The sequence below is a fragment of the Desulfurobacterium crinifex genome, assembly GCF_054656775.1.
In genome coordinates, this window is the sequence record NZ_BAAHXO010000004.1 from 984,429 (window position 1) to 1,001,692 (window position 17,264).

The following is a 17,264-nucleotide window of genomic DNA, read 5'->3' on the forward strand; positions in this document are numbered from 1 at the left end:
TTACTCCTTTTCTGGATGAAAGTTTATAAATGTAACAAGGGTTGTTCCGTAACCTCTTCTCTCAACAATCCATTTCTCATCTTCTGGTAGAAAAGGTGTGTTCTTTGGTTCTTCAAGGATGAGAAGACCGTCTTCATCAAGAAGATTAAAGTTCTTTATCATGTTCACAATTCTTGTGTAGTAACCCTTTTCGTAAGGAGGATCTGCATAGATGAAGTCAAACTTCTCTCCTCTTTTTGCAAGTTTCTTTATAGCGTTTACGTAATCGTCACAGATTATTTCATACTTTTCCCTTTCTACACCAAGCTTTTTAAGGTTTTCTCTTATCAGATTGCAGAAACGTTTGTCATTTTCCACAAAAATAACTTTACCAGCTCCTCTGCTGATAGCTTCTATCCCAACGTTTCCTGTTCCTGCAAAGAGATCTAAAAACTTGACTCCCTCGAGGTAGTTGTTGAGAATTGAAAAAACGGACTCCTTAACTCTGTCGGTTGTAGGTCTAAGAAGTTTTGTATCGGAACGTTTGGGAAGAGACTTTATCCTTTTTCCCTTGTACTTTCCACCGATTATTCTCATCTTTTCTCCCGGGATTTGTTTAAATGCTGCCAAGTAATAAATTATGCCATGTAGGAAAGGAGAGCAGTATGAAGAAGATTTTGTCTATCTGGTTTTTGGTTCTGTTTCTTACAACTTCTGCTTATGGAAATGTAGACTGTTTTCTGAAAAAACTGAAGTCTGTTAAAACGTTAAGGCTTGTCTTTTCCCAGGAGACGAAGATTCCTGTGGCAGGAAATGAAGTTGACCTGTATGGCGGAGTTATCTACTATGAAAAGCCATCGAGATTTCGCTGGGAGTACACAAGAGGAAGCGATATTTTTGTTGTTTCAGATGGAAAGTTCATAGAAACTGTTTTCCCATCGGATAAGCAGTGTCAGGTGGCGGAGCTTGACTCAAAGAGTGAACTCTTTCCTCTTTTTCAGATTCTCGATAGTCCAGACAAGTTTGATGAACTTTTTGAAGTTTTGAGCGATGAGAGAGATGGAAAGATGGAAGTGCTTGAGCTCAAACCAAAGTATAAGGATTCAATCTTTGAAAAGATTATTCTTTTTATAGGTGAGAACTGCAAGCTGAAAGCTTTCAAAACGGTTCAGTTAGACGGAACTTCAAGTACCTACATAGTAAAAGAGCTTAACGAAAATCTCGGAGTGTCAGAGGATCTTTTTAAATTAATTCCCTGCTTTCAGGGGTCTTTGAAATAGTAGAGGGTAGGCCGGCCTACGCCGGCCGGGAGGGTACCATGGGAACTGGAAGGAGGGGGTAATAGTAAATTTATTCAAAAATTACAAACTGTCAAGTATAGAATTTTCTATCATTAAAGAGATTTAATCTTTCTTCTCTCAGGTAAAATTACCTCGCACGAAACTCAGGAGGTCTTTTGTGCTGAAGAAAACGGTCTGTACCTACTGTGGTGTTGGATGTGAACTGGGATTTGAAACAGATGGTTCTTTTCCAGTTAAGGCTGTTCCTATAAGAGAAGGTATTGTAAGTAAAGGGAAGCTCTGTATCAAGGGAAACTTTGGTCATGAGTTTTTAACCAGTCCAAAGAGAATAAAAGGAGCTCTTGTAAGGAAATCCTTTCTAATAAAAGCTGGTTTAAATGTGGATGATTTTGAAACTTATGATGAAAATTTTGTGAAAGTTCCGTATTCTTTGGCTTACGATGTTGTTGCGAAAAAGTTAGTCGAGATAAAGGATAAGTATGGCGGAAAGGCTTTTGCTGCCATAGGAGGAGCGAGAACGAACTGTGAGAGTGCCTATGTCTTCCAGAAGTTTGCAAGGGAGGTTATGGGTTCTCCTCATGTTGATAACTGTGCAAGGATCTGTCATGCACCAAGTCTCAGAGGACTTGTTGAAACTGTTGGAGAAGGAGCAGCCTCTGCACCTTTTGATGAGATTTACAACGCTGAACTCATTGTTGTAATAGGTTCAAACACAACAGAAGCCCATCCGATAGTGAGTCATAGAATTATTGAAAAAGTAAGAAAGGGTGGAAAGCTTGCAGTTATCGATGTTAGAGAGATTGGACTCTTTAAGTTTGCCCAGCATAGACTGTTGATTCCTTTTGAATCAAACCTTCTGGTTCTGAATGCAGTTGCCAGAGTAATTCTGGAAGAGGAGCTTTACGATAGGGAATTCATAGAGCAGAGAACTGCAGGTTTTGAGGAGTATAGGAATTCCATTCTTGCTGATGAGTTTTCTGATCCTGAAATATTTAAAAGATTACCTGGTTACGAAGGCTTATCAGAGAGAATCAGAGAACTTGCAAGAGAAATAGCCTCAAAGAAGACAATCTTTCTATGGGGGCTTGGAGTAACTGAGCATATTGATGGTAGTTATGCCGTTATGGCAATTGCAAACCTTGCACTTCTGACGGGAAATGTCGGGAAGAAAGGAACAGGTTTGATGCCTCTTCGTGGGCAGAACAACGTTCAGGGTGCCTGTGATATGGGTGTGCTTCCTTACTACTTGCCTGATTACAGAAGATCGGATGAGATAGGACTAATGACTCCAGACATCATTGATGCTATCTTCGATGGAAGGATAAAGGCACTCTTTGTGATGGGAGAAGATATTGCCCACGTTCACGCTAACCAGAGAAAGATTCATTCAGCTCTTGAAAAGCTCGAGTTTTTGGTTGTCAATGAGCTCTTCCCCTGCGAAGTTACTAAGTTTGCAGATGTTGTTTTTGGGGTAAAAAGTTGTTACGAGAAGACAGGGGTTTATATAAATGCTGAAAGGAGGCTCCATCTCAGTCAACCGATCTTTGGATCAGATCTACCGGACGACTGGGAGGTGATCTCAGAAATAGCAAATAGAATGGGAGCAGAATTTAACTATTCAAATTCAGAGGATGTCTGGAACGAGGTCAGAGAAGCAGCACCAAAGAGATTTTCGGGGGCAACTTATGAAGTTTTAAGGAAGCACTTCCTCAATTCTCCTCAATGGCCTGTTAAAGATGGTAAGGGGACGAAGATTCTTCATACCGAAAAGTTTTCAACTCCGGATGGAAAGGGACATTTCAGGTATAACCAGTTTAAACCGAGAGGAATGGTAAAGGAGCTCCTTGAAAAAGGAGAATTTTCAGACTTCTATCTCACAACGGGAAGGATTCTTGTTCACTACAACAACAGTGTTCAGACTGGAAACTGTAAAACACTTGATAAGTTTAAGCTTTTTAAGGAAGATGTTGTCTATGCCAGCGAAGAAGATAGAGAGAAATTGAAGAATGCAAAGAGGGTTAAACTGCAATCAGAGTATGGGGAAACTGAATCTTTACCTCTTGAATTCAATCGCCATATAAAGAAAGGAACGCTTTTTGTAACTTTCCATCGTTCTAAGAGTAAGGTTAACTTCCTTTTTGGTGATGAATCGGATGAACTTGTTAGAACTGCACGGTTTAAGTCGGTAAAAGTGAAAGTGGAAGTTGTGGAATGAGGCTTAAGAAATCACTGGGACAACATTTCTTGAGGGATAAGAACATAATTAGAAAAATAGTTGATTTTGGAGATATTACTTCTGGAGATAGAGTGATTGAAATAGGGCCAGGAGGGGGAGCTCTAACTGAGGAAATACTTAAAAGAAATCCAAAGGAATTTATAGTTATTGAGATTGATAAGGATTGGGTGGAGCATTTAAGGGAAAAGTTTAGTGACAGAATTAAAATCGTAAATGCCGATGCAACCAAGTTTGACTTTTCTTCTTTGGATGGAAAGTTTAAATACTTTGGAAACCTTCCATACAACGTTTCAACTGCAATCCTCAGAAACCTTCTTGACCACAGGGAGTCGATGGAAAAGGGAATCTTTATGATTCAAAAAGAGGTTGCCAATAGGCTTTCTGCACGAAAAGGTAAGGAGTACGGCTATCTGCCGGCACTTCTTTCTCTCTTCTTTGATATAAAAAAACTCTTTGACGTTCCTCCAAGGGCTTTCACTCCTCCTCCAAAGGTTATGTCAACCGTTTTTATGATGACTCCGAAAGAGTTTGATATGGAAGAAAAAGAGCTAATTGAATTTGAGAAATTCCTGAAAAGAGCATTTTCACAGCGGAGAAAGAAATTAAAAAGCAATTTGGAACTCAAAAATTATCCAGAAGAGATTTCAGAATACATGGAAAAAAGAGCTGAGGAGCTCCCTCCAGAGAAACTACTAGAGCTTTTTTATACAGTTCGAGATTTTCAGCTACACCAATAACTTTCCTTCTCTCATTATTTCAACTTCTTTTTCACCAATCTTGAGTTTAATTGTCGGTTTATCTATCAGGAGATCTATATGAACGTTTGCTCTTGTCTCTCCACCAAAAGCGCTGTTGTCTCCAATTGCTATGTGACAGGTTCCAAGGATTTTTTCAGCCTCGAGTATGTTGTCAAACCTTTCTGCTTTTTCGTTTGTTCCGATCCCAAACTCTGCAATGTTGTCTGCATTCTTCTCATGATGGATTAAATCTGTCAAGAATTTTGAAAACTCTTCTTCACCCTTTACTTCTATGACCTTTCCATTTTCGACGAATAGCTTTACTGGTTCGTCCAGTTTCCTTGTAGGTGCATATTTTGTTACAAAGACTCCTTCAGCTGTTTCTTCAACTGGTGCAATAAATGCTTCTCCTGCTGGTAGGTTTCCAAAGTCTCCGAGTGTACAGAGTTTTCCTGTATCTGCCAGTCCTTCTCTTCCTTCAAGAGAAAATCTTATATCTGTTCCAAGTGAACATGTAATGTGGGCTTCTGTTGCATCTGTTAGGAGGCTTGCAAGAACTTTTGAGCGTTTTGCAACCAGATTCCAGTCTGCCTGCATTGAAGTGTAGAACATGAATGGTTCAAACAGAGGCATACTTGCAAATCTCATTGAAAGGAAATTTGTACAGAGCTTCCTGAAAAGCGTGTGGCTTAGAGAATGTTCGTTCACGGAAACGACTACTGATGGCAAATCAAGGGGAGAAGTTGTTTCAAGGAGAATTTCTTTTATCTCTTCTTCATCGCTTTGAGTTAATTCTTTTCTCTGTATCCTTTCAAAAAGTCCCTTTGATTTTAGTTCTTCAACGAACTCAGAACCAAAGGTTCCCCTCCAGACAACCTCTGGTGGTTCAAGACCGTGTCTTCCCGTTGGTGGATATGTCAGATGGAGGATGTAATTTGAAAAGTTAGTTCCAACAGAAAAGAAGAGCTCTCCAATCCTTTCTTTGTAGGTATCTGAAAGGATTAGAACCTTATCTTCCTTAGATGTACAAAGATTCTTTATAAATGAGTTTTTAATTGCTTTTTTTACCTTTTCATCGTGCCAGTCCCAGATTCCCATCTTCACCTCCCCATTGGAAGCTTTCTCTCAACCTGTTTTATTACAGATAAATCTATTCTCCCTGAAATTATCCCTTCACTCTCTCCAGCAGAAGATAAGACTCTTCCCCACGGATCAACAATTATTGAGTTTCCTGCCATTTCACCAATACCGTTTGATGCAACCAGAAAGCGCTGTGTTTCAATGGCTCTTGCAGAAGTTAAAACTTTCCAGTGTTCTTTCCTTGCTTTTCCCCACTGGGCAGAAACAGTGAAGATTTCAGCTCCGCTTTTTAAGAGCTTTAAAAAGATTTCAGAGAACCTTAGCTCAAAACAGATTAAGGGTGCTATTACGCCAATGGAAGTTTCTACGAGCTTCAAATCCTTTTCACTGCCAGCAACAAAATATTTATCTTCATCCATTGGAGCAAAAAGCTTTATCTTGGGACGAGAAAGGAGGAGTTTCCCTTTATCGATGATTTGAACAGAATTAAAGAATTTGCTGTTAATCTTTTCAACTACTGTGTAAACGAGGGTAAGCTCAAGTCCTTTTGAGAATTCTAAGAGCTCACCAACGACCCTTTCAGAGAACCTTGCGGCAGATTCGATATCTTCATAGTAAAAACCTGTGAGGAAAACCTCAGGAATAACAACCAAAGAACCTTTTTCGCAGAGGTTTAGAAACGTTAAAAATCGACTGTAGTTCCTCTCAAACTCACCTGCGACTGTTTCAAACTGAATTGCATAGGCTTTAAAGCTTTTCTTCAAGGAGTTTCCTTCCATTCTTCTTATCCCAGACAATCTCACAGTACTTAGACCTTCCGGAGTTGATTTTATAGTAATAGTACCTCATCGGCTCTTTTTCAAAGAATCTCCTGTGGTATTCCTCTGCCACGTAGAAGTTTTTGAAAGGCTTAATTTCTGTAGCTATAGTTTCAGAGAAAAGACCGCTTTCTTCAAGAATCTTTTTGCTCTTCTCAGCCAGTTCCTTCTGTTCTTCATCATGGTAGAAAATCACAGTTTTGTAGTGACTTCCTCTATCTGCAAACTGTCCACCTGAATCTGTGGGATCGACTGAAGTCCAGAAAGTTATGAGAAGTTCTCTATAAGAAACCTTTTCTGGATCGTAAGTTATCTGAACAGCTTCAACGTGTCCTGTCTTTCCGGAGCAAACTTCTTCATAGGTAGGATTCTCAACATCACCCCCAGCATATCCAGGAATAACTTCTACAACCCCAGAAACCTTAGAAAATGCTTCCTCAAGACACCAGAAGCAACCACCTGCAAAAGTTGCTTTTTTCACAAAATCCTCCTTAGGAAACTCTCAATCTCAGAAATTGAAAAGACTCCAGTCCACCTGTTTACTTCTTTTCCATCAATTTCAAGGAGAATAACTGGAGCAGACAGGATGAGCCTATTTGCAGCAACTTCAGGATTTTCGTCTATTGAGACCTCTTCGAATTGAGCTTTGAACTCCTTGGCGAGTTCCTCAACCTTTGGCTTCAGTGCATGACAGACTGAACAGCGTTCAGAGGAAAAGAGTATGAGTTTAATTTCCACTTTTTTCCTCCAGTCTTTCGTCTCTCTTCTTTAAGAGGATCTTGACGGTACCGTAAACACATCTATTGTAAGGAATCTCAATTCCTTTCTCTTCAGCCTTTCTGATTAGGGCTCCTGTTATTCCTTCCAACTCTATCGGTTTGCCTCTTTCAAAATCTAAGAGCATTGAAGTTTTGTAGTCCATCAAGTCTGGAGAGGATTTTAAGTAGTTTTCCATGATCTTAGGTTTTAACTTAACGCCGTGGGCTTCAGCAACTCTGTAGCACTCCTCCATCAAGTTTTTCAGTATTTCATAACTTTCCGGCATAGAAAGCATTTCTCCAACTGTTGCTCCCGTTATGACCGAGTAAGGATTAAATGCAACGTTCCAGACCAGCTTTTTCCAGAGGGTGTATCTGATATCTTTTGAAGCCCTTGCTTCAATTCCACATTTTTTAAGCTCTTCAACAAGGTTTTCAACCCTTTCTGACTGTTGTCCACTCATTTCTCCGATCTCTAAAAGACCTGCTGCTTCATGGACAACAACTCCAGGTTCTTTAACGTAAGCTCCTACAAACGCTGTAGCTCCTAAAACTCTATTCTCGCCAACGTATTTCGCGAGTATCTCTTCATTTTCAATTCCGTTTTGGATGGAAACAACAACAGTATCTTCCTTTAACATTGGGGGTAATTTTGGAGCAACATTTTCAGTGTCGTAGGACTTCACGCAGACAAAGACAACGTCAACTTTTCCAGCCTCTTCTGGTTTGTCTGTGAAGATAACTCTTTTTCCATCCTCCTTAACTGTCCATTCACCGTGCTTGAAGCTCTTAACAGTTAATCCCTTTTCTTTCATTGCTTTTAACTTTTCACCTCTTGCAATGAAAACGACCTCATGACCACAGCGGGCAACCATTCCGCCGTAAAATCCTCCAACTCCGCCGGTTCCGAATATTGCAAATCTCATTTCAGACCTCTCTTACTTGAAGTTTAGATTAGGAAAGCAAATGTCTCCAGAGTTCCTTAGCTTTATACTTCACTGCAGTCTTTGAAGCCCGCAGTAAGCTCCAGCTTTCAACAGGTTCCAACCTTCCTACAAAGATGACCTTTATACCCCTTGGTTTATTGCCAAAGTACTCCTCTTTCACGCCAAGACCGTTTGTAGAGGATTGAGAACTAAAATATTTTACTCCAATAACTTTTCCTTCTTTCTTTATGAACTCCAGCAAAGCTGCAGAGTGGTCTGTATGAGGTTGTTTGAAAATTTATAACTTATAGATCCCCTCACCCCCTTTACGAAAGGGGGAATTCTATCTTATTACCTGCGTTGAGTTATTAGGCTCAGTAACAAAAGCCTGGGAGAACCAGGAATAGAGCCTTAAAACATAATTTGAAGTTTACTTCCTGTTAAGAAGCCCTGTGAGAACCACTTCTAAGACGAGCTCTTTAACCTCTTCCGGTTTCATATCTATAAAACCTTTCAAACGGAAATAGTCAATGTTTGCAAGAGCACCTGAAATAAGGAGGAATATCCCCTCTGGGTTTAACTTCTTAAATATTCCCTCTTCAATTCCCTTTTCAACAATTTTTGAAAGTTTCTTAACGTAATCTCTGTACCACTCAGATAGGTTAAACCTTTCTGTATCTATTATGAATGAACTCCCCAACTCCATCATGAATATTTCAAAAAAGTCCTGCTCTTTGGAAAAAAAGTCAACAACGGTATTAACATAGACTTTTATAGCCTCAAGAGGTTCCTTCCCTTCAACAGCTTCTTCTACTTCTTTTTCCATTTCCAGAAGCTTTTTCTTTATAACCTCTCCATAGAGTTCCTCTTTACTTCTGTAAAACCTGTAGATAGTTCCTACAGAAACGTTAGCCAACTCAGCAATTTTTGAGATTTTTGCATCGTAAAAACCTTTCTCAGAAAAGACTTTTTCAGCTGCTTCAAGAATTCTGTCTTTCAATTAAATTCCTCCAGTATGCTTTGTTTCATTATTTCATCGTGTATTATATACTGAGTGCTTGTGATAGAATTTGAACGAGGATTTAAAAATGAAGAAAATAAACTATTTGCGGGTTTCTGTTACCGACAGGTGTAATTTCAGGTGTAGATACTGCATGCCAGAGGGGACAAAAGAGTTTATTCCCCATCCAGAAATACTCCGATACGAAGAGATAACCGAAATTGTTAAAGTTTTCACAGAATTTGGCATCGATTCAGTCAGGCTTACAGGCGGTGAACCACTTGTAAGAAAAGGTATCGAAAATCTAATAGCCCAGATAAGAGAACTGAAAGAGATTGAAGATATATCCCTAACAACAAACGGCTATCTTCTTTCAGAAAAAGCTAAATCCTTAAAAGAGCATGGACTGGACAGAGTCAACATCAGCATCGATACCCTGAAACCGAAGAAATTTGCGTTCATAACGGGAACTGGGAATATCAATGCCCTGTCAAAAATTCTTCTTGGATTGGAAGAAGCAATTGAGGAGGGACTGGGACCGGTTAAAGTGAACACAGTTCTGATAAAAGGTTTCAACGATGAGGAAATCGAGTCATTCATTAAATTATCGGAAGATTACGGAGTGGAAGTTAGATTCATAGAGCTCATGCCGGTTGGGGGAAAGTTTTTCTCCAAGGAAAACTTTATTTCAATTGCTTCAATAAAAGAGAAAATTGAAAAAGAATTTGGAAAGCTCATCCCAGCTAAGACCAAAAAGAATGGACCTGCAAAATCCTTCATTGTAGAAGGAACAAATGCTAGAATAGGCTTCATTCCATCCATCAGTGAACACTTCTGTGATTCATGTAATAGAGTGAGATTAACGTCTGATGGAAAATTGAGATTGTGCCTTATGAGCGATAAAGAGATAAACCTGAAATCGATAATCAGAAACCCTGAATATAAAAGACATCACCTCAGAAAAGCAATTGCTGAGGCACTTCTGAAGAAATCTGACATTAACGGGATTGAAGCCCTTGAAAGTCTTGGATGCTCAAGAAAAATGTTTACGATTGGAGGATAGATGGTAGTTGCTGAAATCTCTCTTGCAGTTATAGCCGTTTGCATGGTTGTAATTACGATAGCTTCAGTTGGACTGGCTACTGTTACATACAGACTCCTGAAGAAGTTTGAGGAGAGTGTTGACACAGTAAACAATCAGCTCAGGCCGGCTGTAATTGAGCTTAAAAAAACTGTCCTGAATCTTACAGAGGCTTTTCAAATGGTAAATGACACGGTTTCGTTCATAAGGAAGTTTAGAAAAAAATAGAGAAAATGACCTATATTAAAGTAAAGCCTATTAAGGGAGGAATTATGAAGAAGAGTTCCATAATGTTCTTAATTGGAAGCATTTTAGGTGCAGGAGCAGCCTACGTTGCAGCAACCAGAAAGGAAGAAATTCTCAAGAAAATTGAGGAGCTCCAGGAACAGATCAAGGAAAGTGATCTGCCAGAAAGGGCGAAGAACCTTGTGAAAGAGATCTCAGAATCGATAAACCATCTACTCACATCAGGCGAAGAGGCAATGAGCGAAGAAGAGAAGAAAAACATTCTTGAAGAAGTTGAAGCAAAGATTCAGAAGCTTGAAGAGACAATTCACAGAGGGAAGTAAATAATTTTTCTGTTGTTAATCTCCTTACTTTCCCCCTTTTCTATAGGGGGTTTAGTAAGCTTTTTTATATTATCTTTGAATTCAAGACAGTAAGGATTAAATGAAACTTAAGAAGCTCTTAGATTATGCAGGCATTCCCTATTACGGAAAGAATCCAGAGATAACAGATATCACAGAGGATTCAAGAACTGTTACCTTAGGTTCGCTTTTCTTTGCAGTAACAGGATTCTCTACAGATGGAAACAGATTTATTCCTGACGCTGTTAAAAAAGGAGCAGTAGCCGTTATTTCTGATAATAGAGAAAAAGCACGAGAATACTCAAAAAAATATGGAATCCCTGTTATCTACGTTGAAAATATCAGAGAAAAAGAAGCTCTCATAGCATCAAAGTTCTTCGGAGAACCGTCAAAAAAGCTGAGAGTAATCGGAATAACGGGAACAAACGGGAAAACAACAACTTCATACATACTTTACACTGTTTTGAATCGTCTCGGCAGAAAAACGGCAATAACAGGAACAGTGGAGTACGGCACTCCTGAAAATAGAAAACCGGCAAGAAGAACTACTCCATCTGCAATTGAGTACAACAGAATACTGAAAGAGTTCCTGGATGAAGGGGTGGAATTTGTGGTTTCTGAAGTTTCATCTCATGGTCTTGAGCTCCACCGGGTCTCAGGTATCAGGTTTGAGGGAGCAATTTTCACAAATCTGACACAGGATCATCTGGATTTCCACGGAAATATCTACAATTACTTCCTTTCAAAGGAGAAACTCTTTTTCCTTACAAAAAAGGTTTCACTTGTAAACTATGATGACCAGTTTGGAAAAGTTTTATCCGGTATGAGATCCATCTTCCCCTGTAAGACTATAACCTATGGAAAACACGGAAAAGTAAAGATAGAATCTGTGGAAAATAGATCTTTTGGAAGTGAAATAACTCTTCATTTTGAAAAGAAAGAATACAGAATCAGGACAAATCTGAAAGGAGATTACAACGCCTACAACGTCGCGGCAGCATTTGGACTTCTCGTTGCCCTCGGCTTTGAAGGAGAAGAGATTAAAGACCTGTTCGACAATATCAGAGTTCCCGGAAGGCTTGAGGAGGTTAAAAGCGGAATCTTTGTTGATTATGCTCACACTCCTGACGCCCTTGAGAAGGTGCTAACAGCACTCTCGAAGATTAAAAAGGGAAAATTGATAACGGTCTTTGGGTGCGGAGGAGACAGAGATCGAGAAAAGAGACCTCTAATGGGTAAACTCGCAGAAAAGCTTTCGGATAGAGTTATAATTACAAACGATAATCCAAGAAGTGAAGATCCTCAGAAAATAATCGAGGATATCCTTTCAGGAATAGAAAATAGAAAGAAGGTTACCGTAGTTCTTGACAGAAGAGAGGCAATTTTCAGAGCTCTAAGTGAAAAAGAAGAAGACGACATAGTTCTGATAGCCGGCAAAGGACACGAAAACTACCAGATCATTGGAAACCAAAAACTTGAGTTTAGCGATAGAGAGGTTGTAGAAGAGTTCTATGAGAGCAGAGGAAGTAGCAAAGATAGTTAAAGGAAGGCTTAGAGGAAGAGGTAAGATTGAATCTTTCGAATTTGATTCAAGGAATATAAAAGAAGGAAGTCTCTTTGTTCCGTTAAAGGGGAATAGGGACGGTCATCAGTTTATAGACGATGCCTTTAAAAGGGGAGCCTCTGGGACTCTCTCAGAAAAGGTTATAAAAGTCCCTGAAGGAAAATTTCTGATTGAGGTTGACAGCACATTTGAAGCTTTCAAATCTATCGGAAAGTGGAAGAGAGAAAACTTCAAAGGAACAACCGTTGCTGTTACAGGAAGTGTTGGTAAAACAACAACAAAGGAGCTCCTCAACCACGTTTTCTCCAAGTTCTTTAAAACGTACCGGAACATCAAGAGTTTTAACAACATTCTGGGGGTAACCCACACCCTTTCAAACCTTCCTCTAAGTGCTGAAGTTTACATTCAGGAGCTGGGAACAAACAGAAAAGGAGAAATTCCAGAACTTGTGGATTTTATAAAGCCTGAAATTTCAATAGTAACAACCGTTGAAAAAGCCCACACAGAGGGATTTGGAAACGTAGATGAGATTGTGGAAGAGAAACTTTCAATAACAGAAGGAACTTCACTCTCAATAGTTCCATTTCAGTTTAAAGAACTATCAAGAAGCAGAGAAACAATAACATTTGGCAGAGAAGGTGATATCAAACTAATGGAGGTTAACTTCTTTCCAGACAAAACAGAGTTCACAGTAGAGAGTTTTGGTAGAAAAATTCAGTTCCTGACAAGAGTTCCGGGTTATGGAATTGTCAATTCAACACTAATAGCTGTTGGACTGGCAGAAGTCTTCAAAATCAACATTTGGGAACTTCCTGAGCTGATCGGGACATTTACACCACCAGAAATGAGGCTCCATATAGAAAAGCTCAACGGCGTGATTCTCATAGATGATGCCTACAACGCCAATCCAAAATCAATGGAAAATGCTATAAAAGTCCTCTCCTTACAGGAGTTACCAAAAGTTGCCATTATTGGAGAAATGCTCGAGCTGGGAAAAGAGTCAAAAGAGGAACACGAAAAAGTTGGGGAATTACTGAAGCTTGCAGGAGTGGAAACTCTCATAGCTTACGGCAAAGAGACCGAATATACCTTTAAAGTGTTTGAAGGCATTAAGTTCCACTTTACAAGCAGAAAAGAATTTATTAAATTTATTAATAAATATTCATTTTCTGGAAGGGCTGTTCTAGTAAAGGGTTCCAGAGGAAATCGATTTGAAGAAGTTATAAAAATAATAAGACAGAGGTATAAAAATTGAAAGTAGCCGTTATTTATGGAGGGCCTTCTCCTGAGGCTGATATTTCAAGGAAAAGTGCCAGAAGTGTAATTTCTGCATTGAAGAAAAAGGGACATCAAGTTTTTGAAATAGAGCTCAATGAAACCATTGTTGAAGAACTAAAAAAAATTAATCCCGAGAAAGTATTCATTGTTCTCCATGGTTCACCAGGAGAGGATGGCACTGTTCAGGGACTTCTTGAGATAACAGGTTTCAAATACACAGGATGCAACACAGAAACCAGCGCAATCTGTATGGATAAGGACGTAACCAAGAGAATTCTCAAAACCTACGGCATACCTGTTCCTGCTGGGGAGACATACTTTAAAGGAGATAGAGTTGAACCTGTTGAGTTTCCCTGTGTAGTAAAACCAGCAAGAACAGGCTCTACAGTAGGAATAAGTCTTGCCAGAGATGAGGAGTCTTTCAAAAGGGCAGTAGAAGAAGCTTTTAAGTACGACTCGAAAATCCTCGTTGAAGAGTACATAGATGGAAGAGAATTAACAGTTGCTGTTATCAATGGAAAAGCTCTTCCTCCCGTTGAAATCATTACAGAGTCAGGATTTTACGACTTCGACTCAAAGTACACAAAACCGACAACACAGTACAAAATTCCTGCTGAACTCACTTCCCGACTTGAAGAAAGAATCAGGAAAATCTCAGAAAAGACTTTCAAAGTCCTTGAGTGTAAAGGAGCTGTCAGAATCGACTTCAGAATAGACAAATGGAACAATCCCTACATTCTTGAGGTTAACACGATCCCTGGAATGACAGAAAGAAGCCTTCTGCCAAAAGCTGCCAGAGCTGCAGGGATGGAATTTGAAGATCTCATAGAGGAGATTCTAAAGGGGTGAAAAAGCTAATTACACTCTCTCTTCTGATTATTGCCATTGTGGGAATTATAGTTTACGGTTTCACGACAGCACCTCAGAAAATCAAACAAGTAAAACTGGAAATATCTGAAGGTAACGGCATCTGGAAACCCCAGATTAGTCAACAGATTTTTCCTCTTATTAAGCCTGGAGAGAGGATGGATCCTGAAGAACTTGAATATCTTGAAGAAACAATAAATGCTCTACCATGGGTAAAAAGCTGTGAAATAGCTCTAAAAAATGGAACGTTAATTGTTAGAGTGGTTGAATCTAAACCCTCCTTGGGTATCTTCTTTGCAGGAAACACCTACCTTATTGGAGAGGATGGCTTTGTCCTCGACAAGAAATCGGGACTTTACTCTATAGATCCTCTCTACTATTACAAAGGTAAAACTTCACCATTTACTATGGAAAATGGTTTTATTAAACTAAAAAATATCATTGAGATGGAAATTTCCCTCGTAAAGGAGAGATTGAAAAGTTTAAAAATTGGAGAATTAAAACCGGAAATAACTATAACAGATATAGGAATAAACCTGATTTTTCCAGAAACTAAAACAATTGTTTATCTGGATAACAGCGGAAATTCCTGGAATAACTTCATAAAATTTGATAAACTTGCAAAAGGGTTAATTCCCGGTGTCTACGACTTCCGTTTCTCCAACTTGCTAATAAGAGGGAGGAGTCAATGCTTGAACAAAAAATCTTGACCATAGATCTTGGGACTTCATCAATAAGAACAGCTCTCTCTGTTGTCGATTCGGATGGGAAAAGAAACATAACCATAACAACAGCCCCATCCAGGGGGATAAAAAGTGGGAACATTGTAAACTTCCAGTCAGCAAGGGATTCCTTAAAGTCGGCACTCAACAAACTGAAAATGGAAACTTCAACAACGATTCCTGCTGAAGCATACGTGTTAATAACTGGAGCCCACACGTTGAGCTATGTTGTTGAATCAAAAATAACATTCCCTGGAATCCAAACGATATCATATAGTGATGTCAACGAGGTTAAAAATAAAGCTCAAAAAGAACTAATGAAGAAACTGGGACAAACTGTTAAAAACCACTACGAGGTGATTCACATTATTCCCCAGGAATTTATTATTGAAAACCTTACAGGAATCCAGAACCCTATAGGACACAACGGTAGAGAACTTACAATGAAGGCTTTTGTTGTTCTCGCTGCAAAGTCTTCTATGAAGACGATAGAGTCCCTGCTGCGAGAGGTAAACCTGAGACTTAAAGGGTTAGTACTTCAGTCTCTGGCAGCCTTTCATGGAATAAAAGATGAAAAAACTTACTTTAACAACAATCTCATGGTCTACATGGGAGCTGGAAATACTGAGTATTTCTACTTCAGAGAGGACAAACCGGTTCTCAGTAAACATATACCTTTCGGAAGCGAAGACATTATAGACTTCATTGTTCAGCAGTTAAAGGTAAGCAGGAAGGAGGCAGAGAGACTCTTCAAGGAGTACGGAAGTGCCTATGCATTTAACGTAAATCCAGAAGAAGTTATTACGATAAACTATGGAGCAAACCATAAAAGAGTTCCTAAGGTTCTTATCCCTATATTCATCCACATGCAACTTAAAAAGCTTCTTAAGGATATAAAAGAGGAACTTCACTCAAGAGATCCTTCTTTCGTCAGTGAACTGAACAGAGTTTACTTAACAGGAGGCCTATCAAAACTTCCTGACGTAGAACTCCTGACATCAAAAATACTCAAAGCTCCTGCTGTTGTTATGAACTCAAAGGATGAAAAGCTAAAAGACCCATCTTTTGCACCAATCGTTGGAGTAACAAACTACGTTCTGTCTTTGAAGAACAAAAAAAGATTATCAGATATAAAAGAAGATCTCACAAAGGATTACTCAAAAGGAGGTTTTTTCTCTGGTATATGGAGATTTATAACCGATTTGATCTAAGACCGGAGGAGTCATGTTCGACATAGCAGATGAAGCCTTTCATGGCCCTGTAATAAAGGTCATTGGCGTAGGCGGTGGCGGCGGAAATGCCGTCGCAAGAATGCTCGAAAAAGGTATCGAGGGCGTAGAATTCGTTGCAGTTAACACCGATGCCCAGGTTCTTTCTAAGCTCTCTATCCCTATAAAAGTCCAGATCGGTGAGAAGCTCACAAAGGGTCTTGGCGCCGGCGGTAAACCTGAAATTGGTGAACAGGCTGCCCTTGAAGATGAACCCAAAATCAGAGAAGTCCTCGAAGGTTCCGATATGGTCTTTATCACTGCCGGTATGGGAGGTGGTACAGGTACTGGAGCTGCCCCTATTGTAGCCAAGATTGCCAAGGATATGGGTATCCTGACTGTCGGTGTTGTTACAAGACCTTTCGATTTTGAAGGTAGAAAAAGACATGAGTTTGCAGAAGCTGGTATCAGAAGACTGAAAGAGTTTGTAGATACTCTTATGGTTGTTCCTAACCAGAAGCTTCTTACTGTCGCTCCAAAGGATATGAGTATTCTTAATGCCTTTAAGCTTGCTGATAATGTTCTTTATCAGGCTGTTAAGGGAATAAGTGAGGTTATTACAAGACCTGGTCTTATTAACCTTGACTTTGCCGATGTAAAGTCAGTTATGCATAGTGGTGGATATGCTCTTATGGGTACAGGAGAGGCGAGTGGAGAAGATAGGGCTCTTACTGCTGCAAGGAAGGCTATTGATAATCCTCTTCTTGAGAATGTTCAGGTTGAGGGGGCAAGTAGGATTTTAGTAAACATTACTGGAGGAAATGATTTAACTCTTGATGAGGCTTATGCTGCTGCGGGGCTTATTAAGGAGAGGGCTAAGAGGGATGATACTAACTTCTTCTTTGGCGTGAGCATTGATGAATCCTTAGAAGGTTCCATAGAAGTTACAGTAATTGCCACAGGATTTGACGAAAAAGGAAGACCTCTAAGAATTGATACAGGATTTAAGAGAGACCACCATGAAACCATGGGATCATCTTTGGGAAGCAAAGAAGTTATAGGAGATCTTGATATAGACATATCCAAACTACTGGAACAATTAAAAGAAGATTGATCCTACCT

At 39.5% G+C, this 17,264-nt stretch carries 20 protein-coding genes; 12 read left to right on the top strand and 8 right to left on the bottom strand.

The annotated features are described in order from the left end of the window. A complete protein-coding gene (gene rsmD / locus ACYQ3A_RS07165; protein ID WP_459896521.1) occupies nucleotides 1-576 on the bottom strand; it encodes a 16S rRNA (guanine(966)-N(2))-methyltransferase RsmD in 576 nt (191 codons plus the stop codon). A gap of 68 nt (nucleotides 577-644) precedes the next feature. Between rsmD and ACYQ3A_RS07170 the strand changes: the two genes are divergently transcribed. The 3 genes from ACYQ3A_RS07170 (at nucleotide 645) to rsmA (ending at nucleotide 4,253) form a co-directional block, all read left to right on the top strand. Then, nucleotides 645-1,259 carry a LolA family protein gene (locus ACYQ3A_RS07170; RefSeq protein WP_459896522.1) on the top strand — a complete coding sequence of 205 codons (615 nt, stop codon included), beginning with the start codon at nucleotides 645-647 and terminating at the stop codon, nucleotides 1,257-1,259. Nucleotides 1,260-1,437: 178 nt separating this feature from the next. After that, nucleotides 1,438-3,495: a molybdopterin oxidoreductase family protein gene (locus tag ACYQ3A_RS07175; RefSeq protein WP_459896523.1), complete on the top strand. Its 2,058-nt coding sequence runs from the start codon at nucleotides 1,438-1,440 to the stop codon at nucleotides 3,493-3,495. Beyond that, nucleotides 3,492-4,253 (top strand): 16S rRNA (adenine(1518)-N(6)/adenine(1519)-N(6))-dimethyltransferase RsmA, encoded by a 762-nt coding sequence (rsmA, locus tag ACYQ3A_RS07180; protein ID WP_459896524.1) that lies wholly within the window; start codon nucleotides 3,492-3,494, stop codon nucleotides 4,251-4,253. The genes ACYQ3A_RS07175 and rsmA overlap by 4 nt, the downstream gene beginning before the upstream one ends. Here the strand turns inward: rsmA and ACYQ3A_RS07185 are convergent. From ACYQ3A_RS07185 to ACYQ3A_RS07215, 7 genes are all read right to left on the bottom strand, one after another. Beyond that, nucleotides 4,242-5,351, bottom strand: coding sequence for an aminopeptidase (locus tag ACYQ3A_RS07185; protein ID WP_459896526.1), 1,110 nt, complete (start codon nucleotides 5,349-5,351; stop codon nucleotides 4,242-4,244). The genes rsmA and ACYQ3A_RS07185 overlap by 12 nt on opposite strands. Nucleotides 5,352-5,353: 2 nt before the next feature. After that, complete coding sequence (locus ACYQ3A_RS07190) at nucleotides 5,354-6,097, bottom strand: nitrilase-related carbon-nitrogen hydrolase (RefSeq protein ID WP_459896528.1); 744 nt, start codon at nucleotides 6,095-6,097, stop codon at nucleotides 5,354-5,356. After that, nucleotides 6,081-6,632 carry a peptide-methionine (S)-S-oxide reductase MsrA gene (msrA, locus tag ACYQ3A_RS07195; RefSeq protein WP_459896529.1) on the bottom strand — a complete coding sequence of 184 codons (552 nt, stop codon included), beginning with the start codon at nucleotides 6,630-6,632 and terminating at the stop codon, nucleotides 6,081-6,083. The genes ACYQ3A_RS07190 and msrA overlap by 17 nt, the downstream gene beginning before the upstream one ends. Beyond that, nucleotides 6,629-6,889 carry a thioredoxin family protein gene (locus tag ACYQ3A_RS07200; RefSeq protein ID WP_459896530.1) on the bottom strand — a complete coding sequence of 87 codons (261 nt, stop codon included), beginning with the start codon at nucleotides 6,887-6,889 and terminating at the stop codon, nucleotides 6,629-6,631. The genes msrA and ACYQ3A_RS07200 overlap by 4 nt, the downstream gene beginning before the upstream one ends. Continuing rightward, complete coding sequence (locus ACYQ3A_RS07205; protein ID WP_459896531.1) at nucleotides 6,879-7,835, bottom strand: ketopantoate reductase family protein; 957 nt, start codon at nucleotides 7,833-7,835, stop codon at nucleotides 6,879-6,881. Before ACYQ3A_RS07205 ends, ACYQ3A_RS07200 begins: the two co-directional genes overlap by 11 nt. A gap of 28 nt (nucleotides 7,836-7,863) precedes the next feature. Next, complete coding sequence (locus ACYQ3A_RS07210; RefSeq protein ID WP_459896532.1) at nucleotides 7,864-8,097, bottom strand: hypothetical protein; 234 nt, start codon at nucleotides 8,095-8,097, stop codon at nucleotides 7,864-7,866. A gap of 168 nt (nucleotides 8,098-8,265) precedes the next feature. After that, nucleotides 8,266-8,835: a TetR/AcrR family transcriptional regulator gene (locus tag ACYQ3A_RS07215; RefSeq protein WP_459896534.1), complete on the bottom strand. Its 570-nt coding sequence runs from the start codon at nucleotides 8,833-8,835 to the stop codon at nucleotides 8,266-8,268. A gap of 88 nt (nucleotides 8,836-8,923) precedes the next feature. On the opposite strand from ACYQ3A_RS07215, the gene moaA reads away from it, so the two are divergent. The 9 genes from moaA (at nucleotide 8,924) to ftsZ (ending at nucleotide 17,256) form a co-directional block, all read left to right on the top strand. Beyond that, entirely contained in the window at nucleotides 8,924-9,898 is a 975-nt protein-coding gene (gene moaA / locus ACYQ3A_RS07220) for a GTP 3',8-cyclase MoaA (RefSeq protein WP_459896535.1), read from the top strand. Then, complete coding sequence (locus tag ACYQ3A_RS07225) at nucleotides 9,899-10,144, top strand: hypothetical protein (protein WP_459896536.1); 246 nt, start codon at nucleotides 9,899-9,901, stop codon at nucleotides 10,142-10,144. A gap of 44 nt (nucleotides 10,145-10,188) precedes the next feature. Continuing rightward, the gene (locus ACYQ3A_RS07230; protein ID WP_459896537.1) at nucleotides 10,189-10,485 is read left to right on the top strand and encodes a YtxH domain-containing protein; all 297 of its coding nucleotides are present in this window, start codon (nucleotides 10,189-10,191) and stop codon (nucleotides 10,483-10,485) included. A 100-nt stretch (nucleotides 10,486-10,585) separates the two neighbouring features. Next, nucleotides 10,586-12,046 (top strand): UDP-N-acetylmuramoyl-L-alanyl-D-glutamate--2,6-diaminopimelate ligase, encoded by a 1,461-nt coding sequence (locus tag ACYQ3A_RS07235; RefSeq protein ID WP_459896538.1) that lies wholly within the window; start codon nucleotides 10,586-10,588, stop codon nucleotides 12,044-12,046. Further along, nucleotides 12,015-13,322: a UDP-N-acetylmuramoyl-tripeptide--D-alanyl-D-alanine ligase gene (locus ACYQ3A_RS07240; RefSeq protein ID WP_459896539.1), complete on the top strand. Its 1,308-nt coding sequence runs from the start codon at nucleotides 12,015-12,017 to the stop codon at nucleotides 13,320-13,322. The genes ACYQ3A_RS07235 and ACYQ3A_RS07240 overlap by 32 nt, the downstream gene beginning before the upstream one ends. Continuing rightward, the gene (locus tag ACYQ3A_RS07245; protein WP_459896540.1) at nucleotides 13,319-14,194 is read left to right on the top strand and encodes a D-alanine--D-alanine ligase family protein; all 876 of its coding nucleotides are present in this window, start codon (nucleotides 13,319-13,321) and stop codon (nucleotides 14,192-14,194) included. Before ACYQ3A_RS07240 ends, ACYQ3A_RS07245 begins: the two co-directional genes overlap by 4 nt. Further along, nucleotides 14,191-14,922: a cell division protein FtsQ/DivIB gene (locus ACYQ3A_RS07250; protein ID WP_459896541.1), complete on the top strand. Its 732-nt coding sequence runs from the start codon at nucleotides 14,191-14,193 to the stop codon at nucleotides 14,920-14,922. Before ACYQ3A_RS07245 ends, ACYQ3A_RS07250 begins: the two co-directional genes overlap by 4 nt. After that, entirely contained in the window at nucleotides 14,901-16,145 is a 1,245-nt protein-coding gene (locus ACYQ3A_RS07255) for a cell division protein FtsA (RefSeq protein WP_459896542.1), read from the top strand. The genes ACYQ3A_RS07250 and ACYQ3A_RS07255 overlap by 22 nt, the downstream gene beginning before the upstream one ends. Before the next feature lie 13 nt (nucleotides 16,146-16,158). Beyond that, nucleotides 16,159-17,256: a cell division protein FtsZ gene (gene ftsZ / locus ACYQ3A_RS07260; RefSeq protein ID WP_459896543.1), complete on the top strand. Its 1,098-nt coding sequence runs from the start codon at nucleotides 16,159-16,161 to the stop codon at nucleotides 17,254-17,256. The last annotated feature ends 8 nt before the right edge of the window (nucleotides 17,257-17,264 follow it).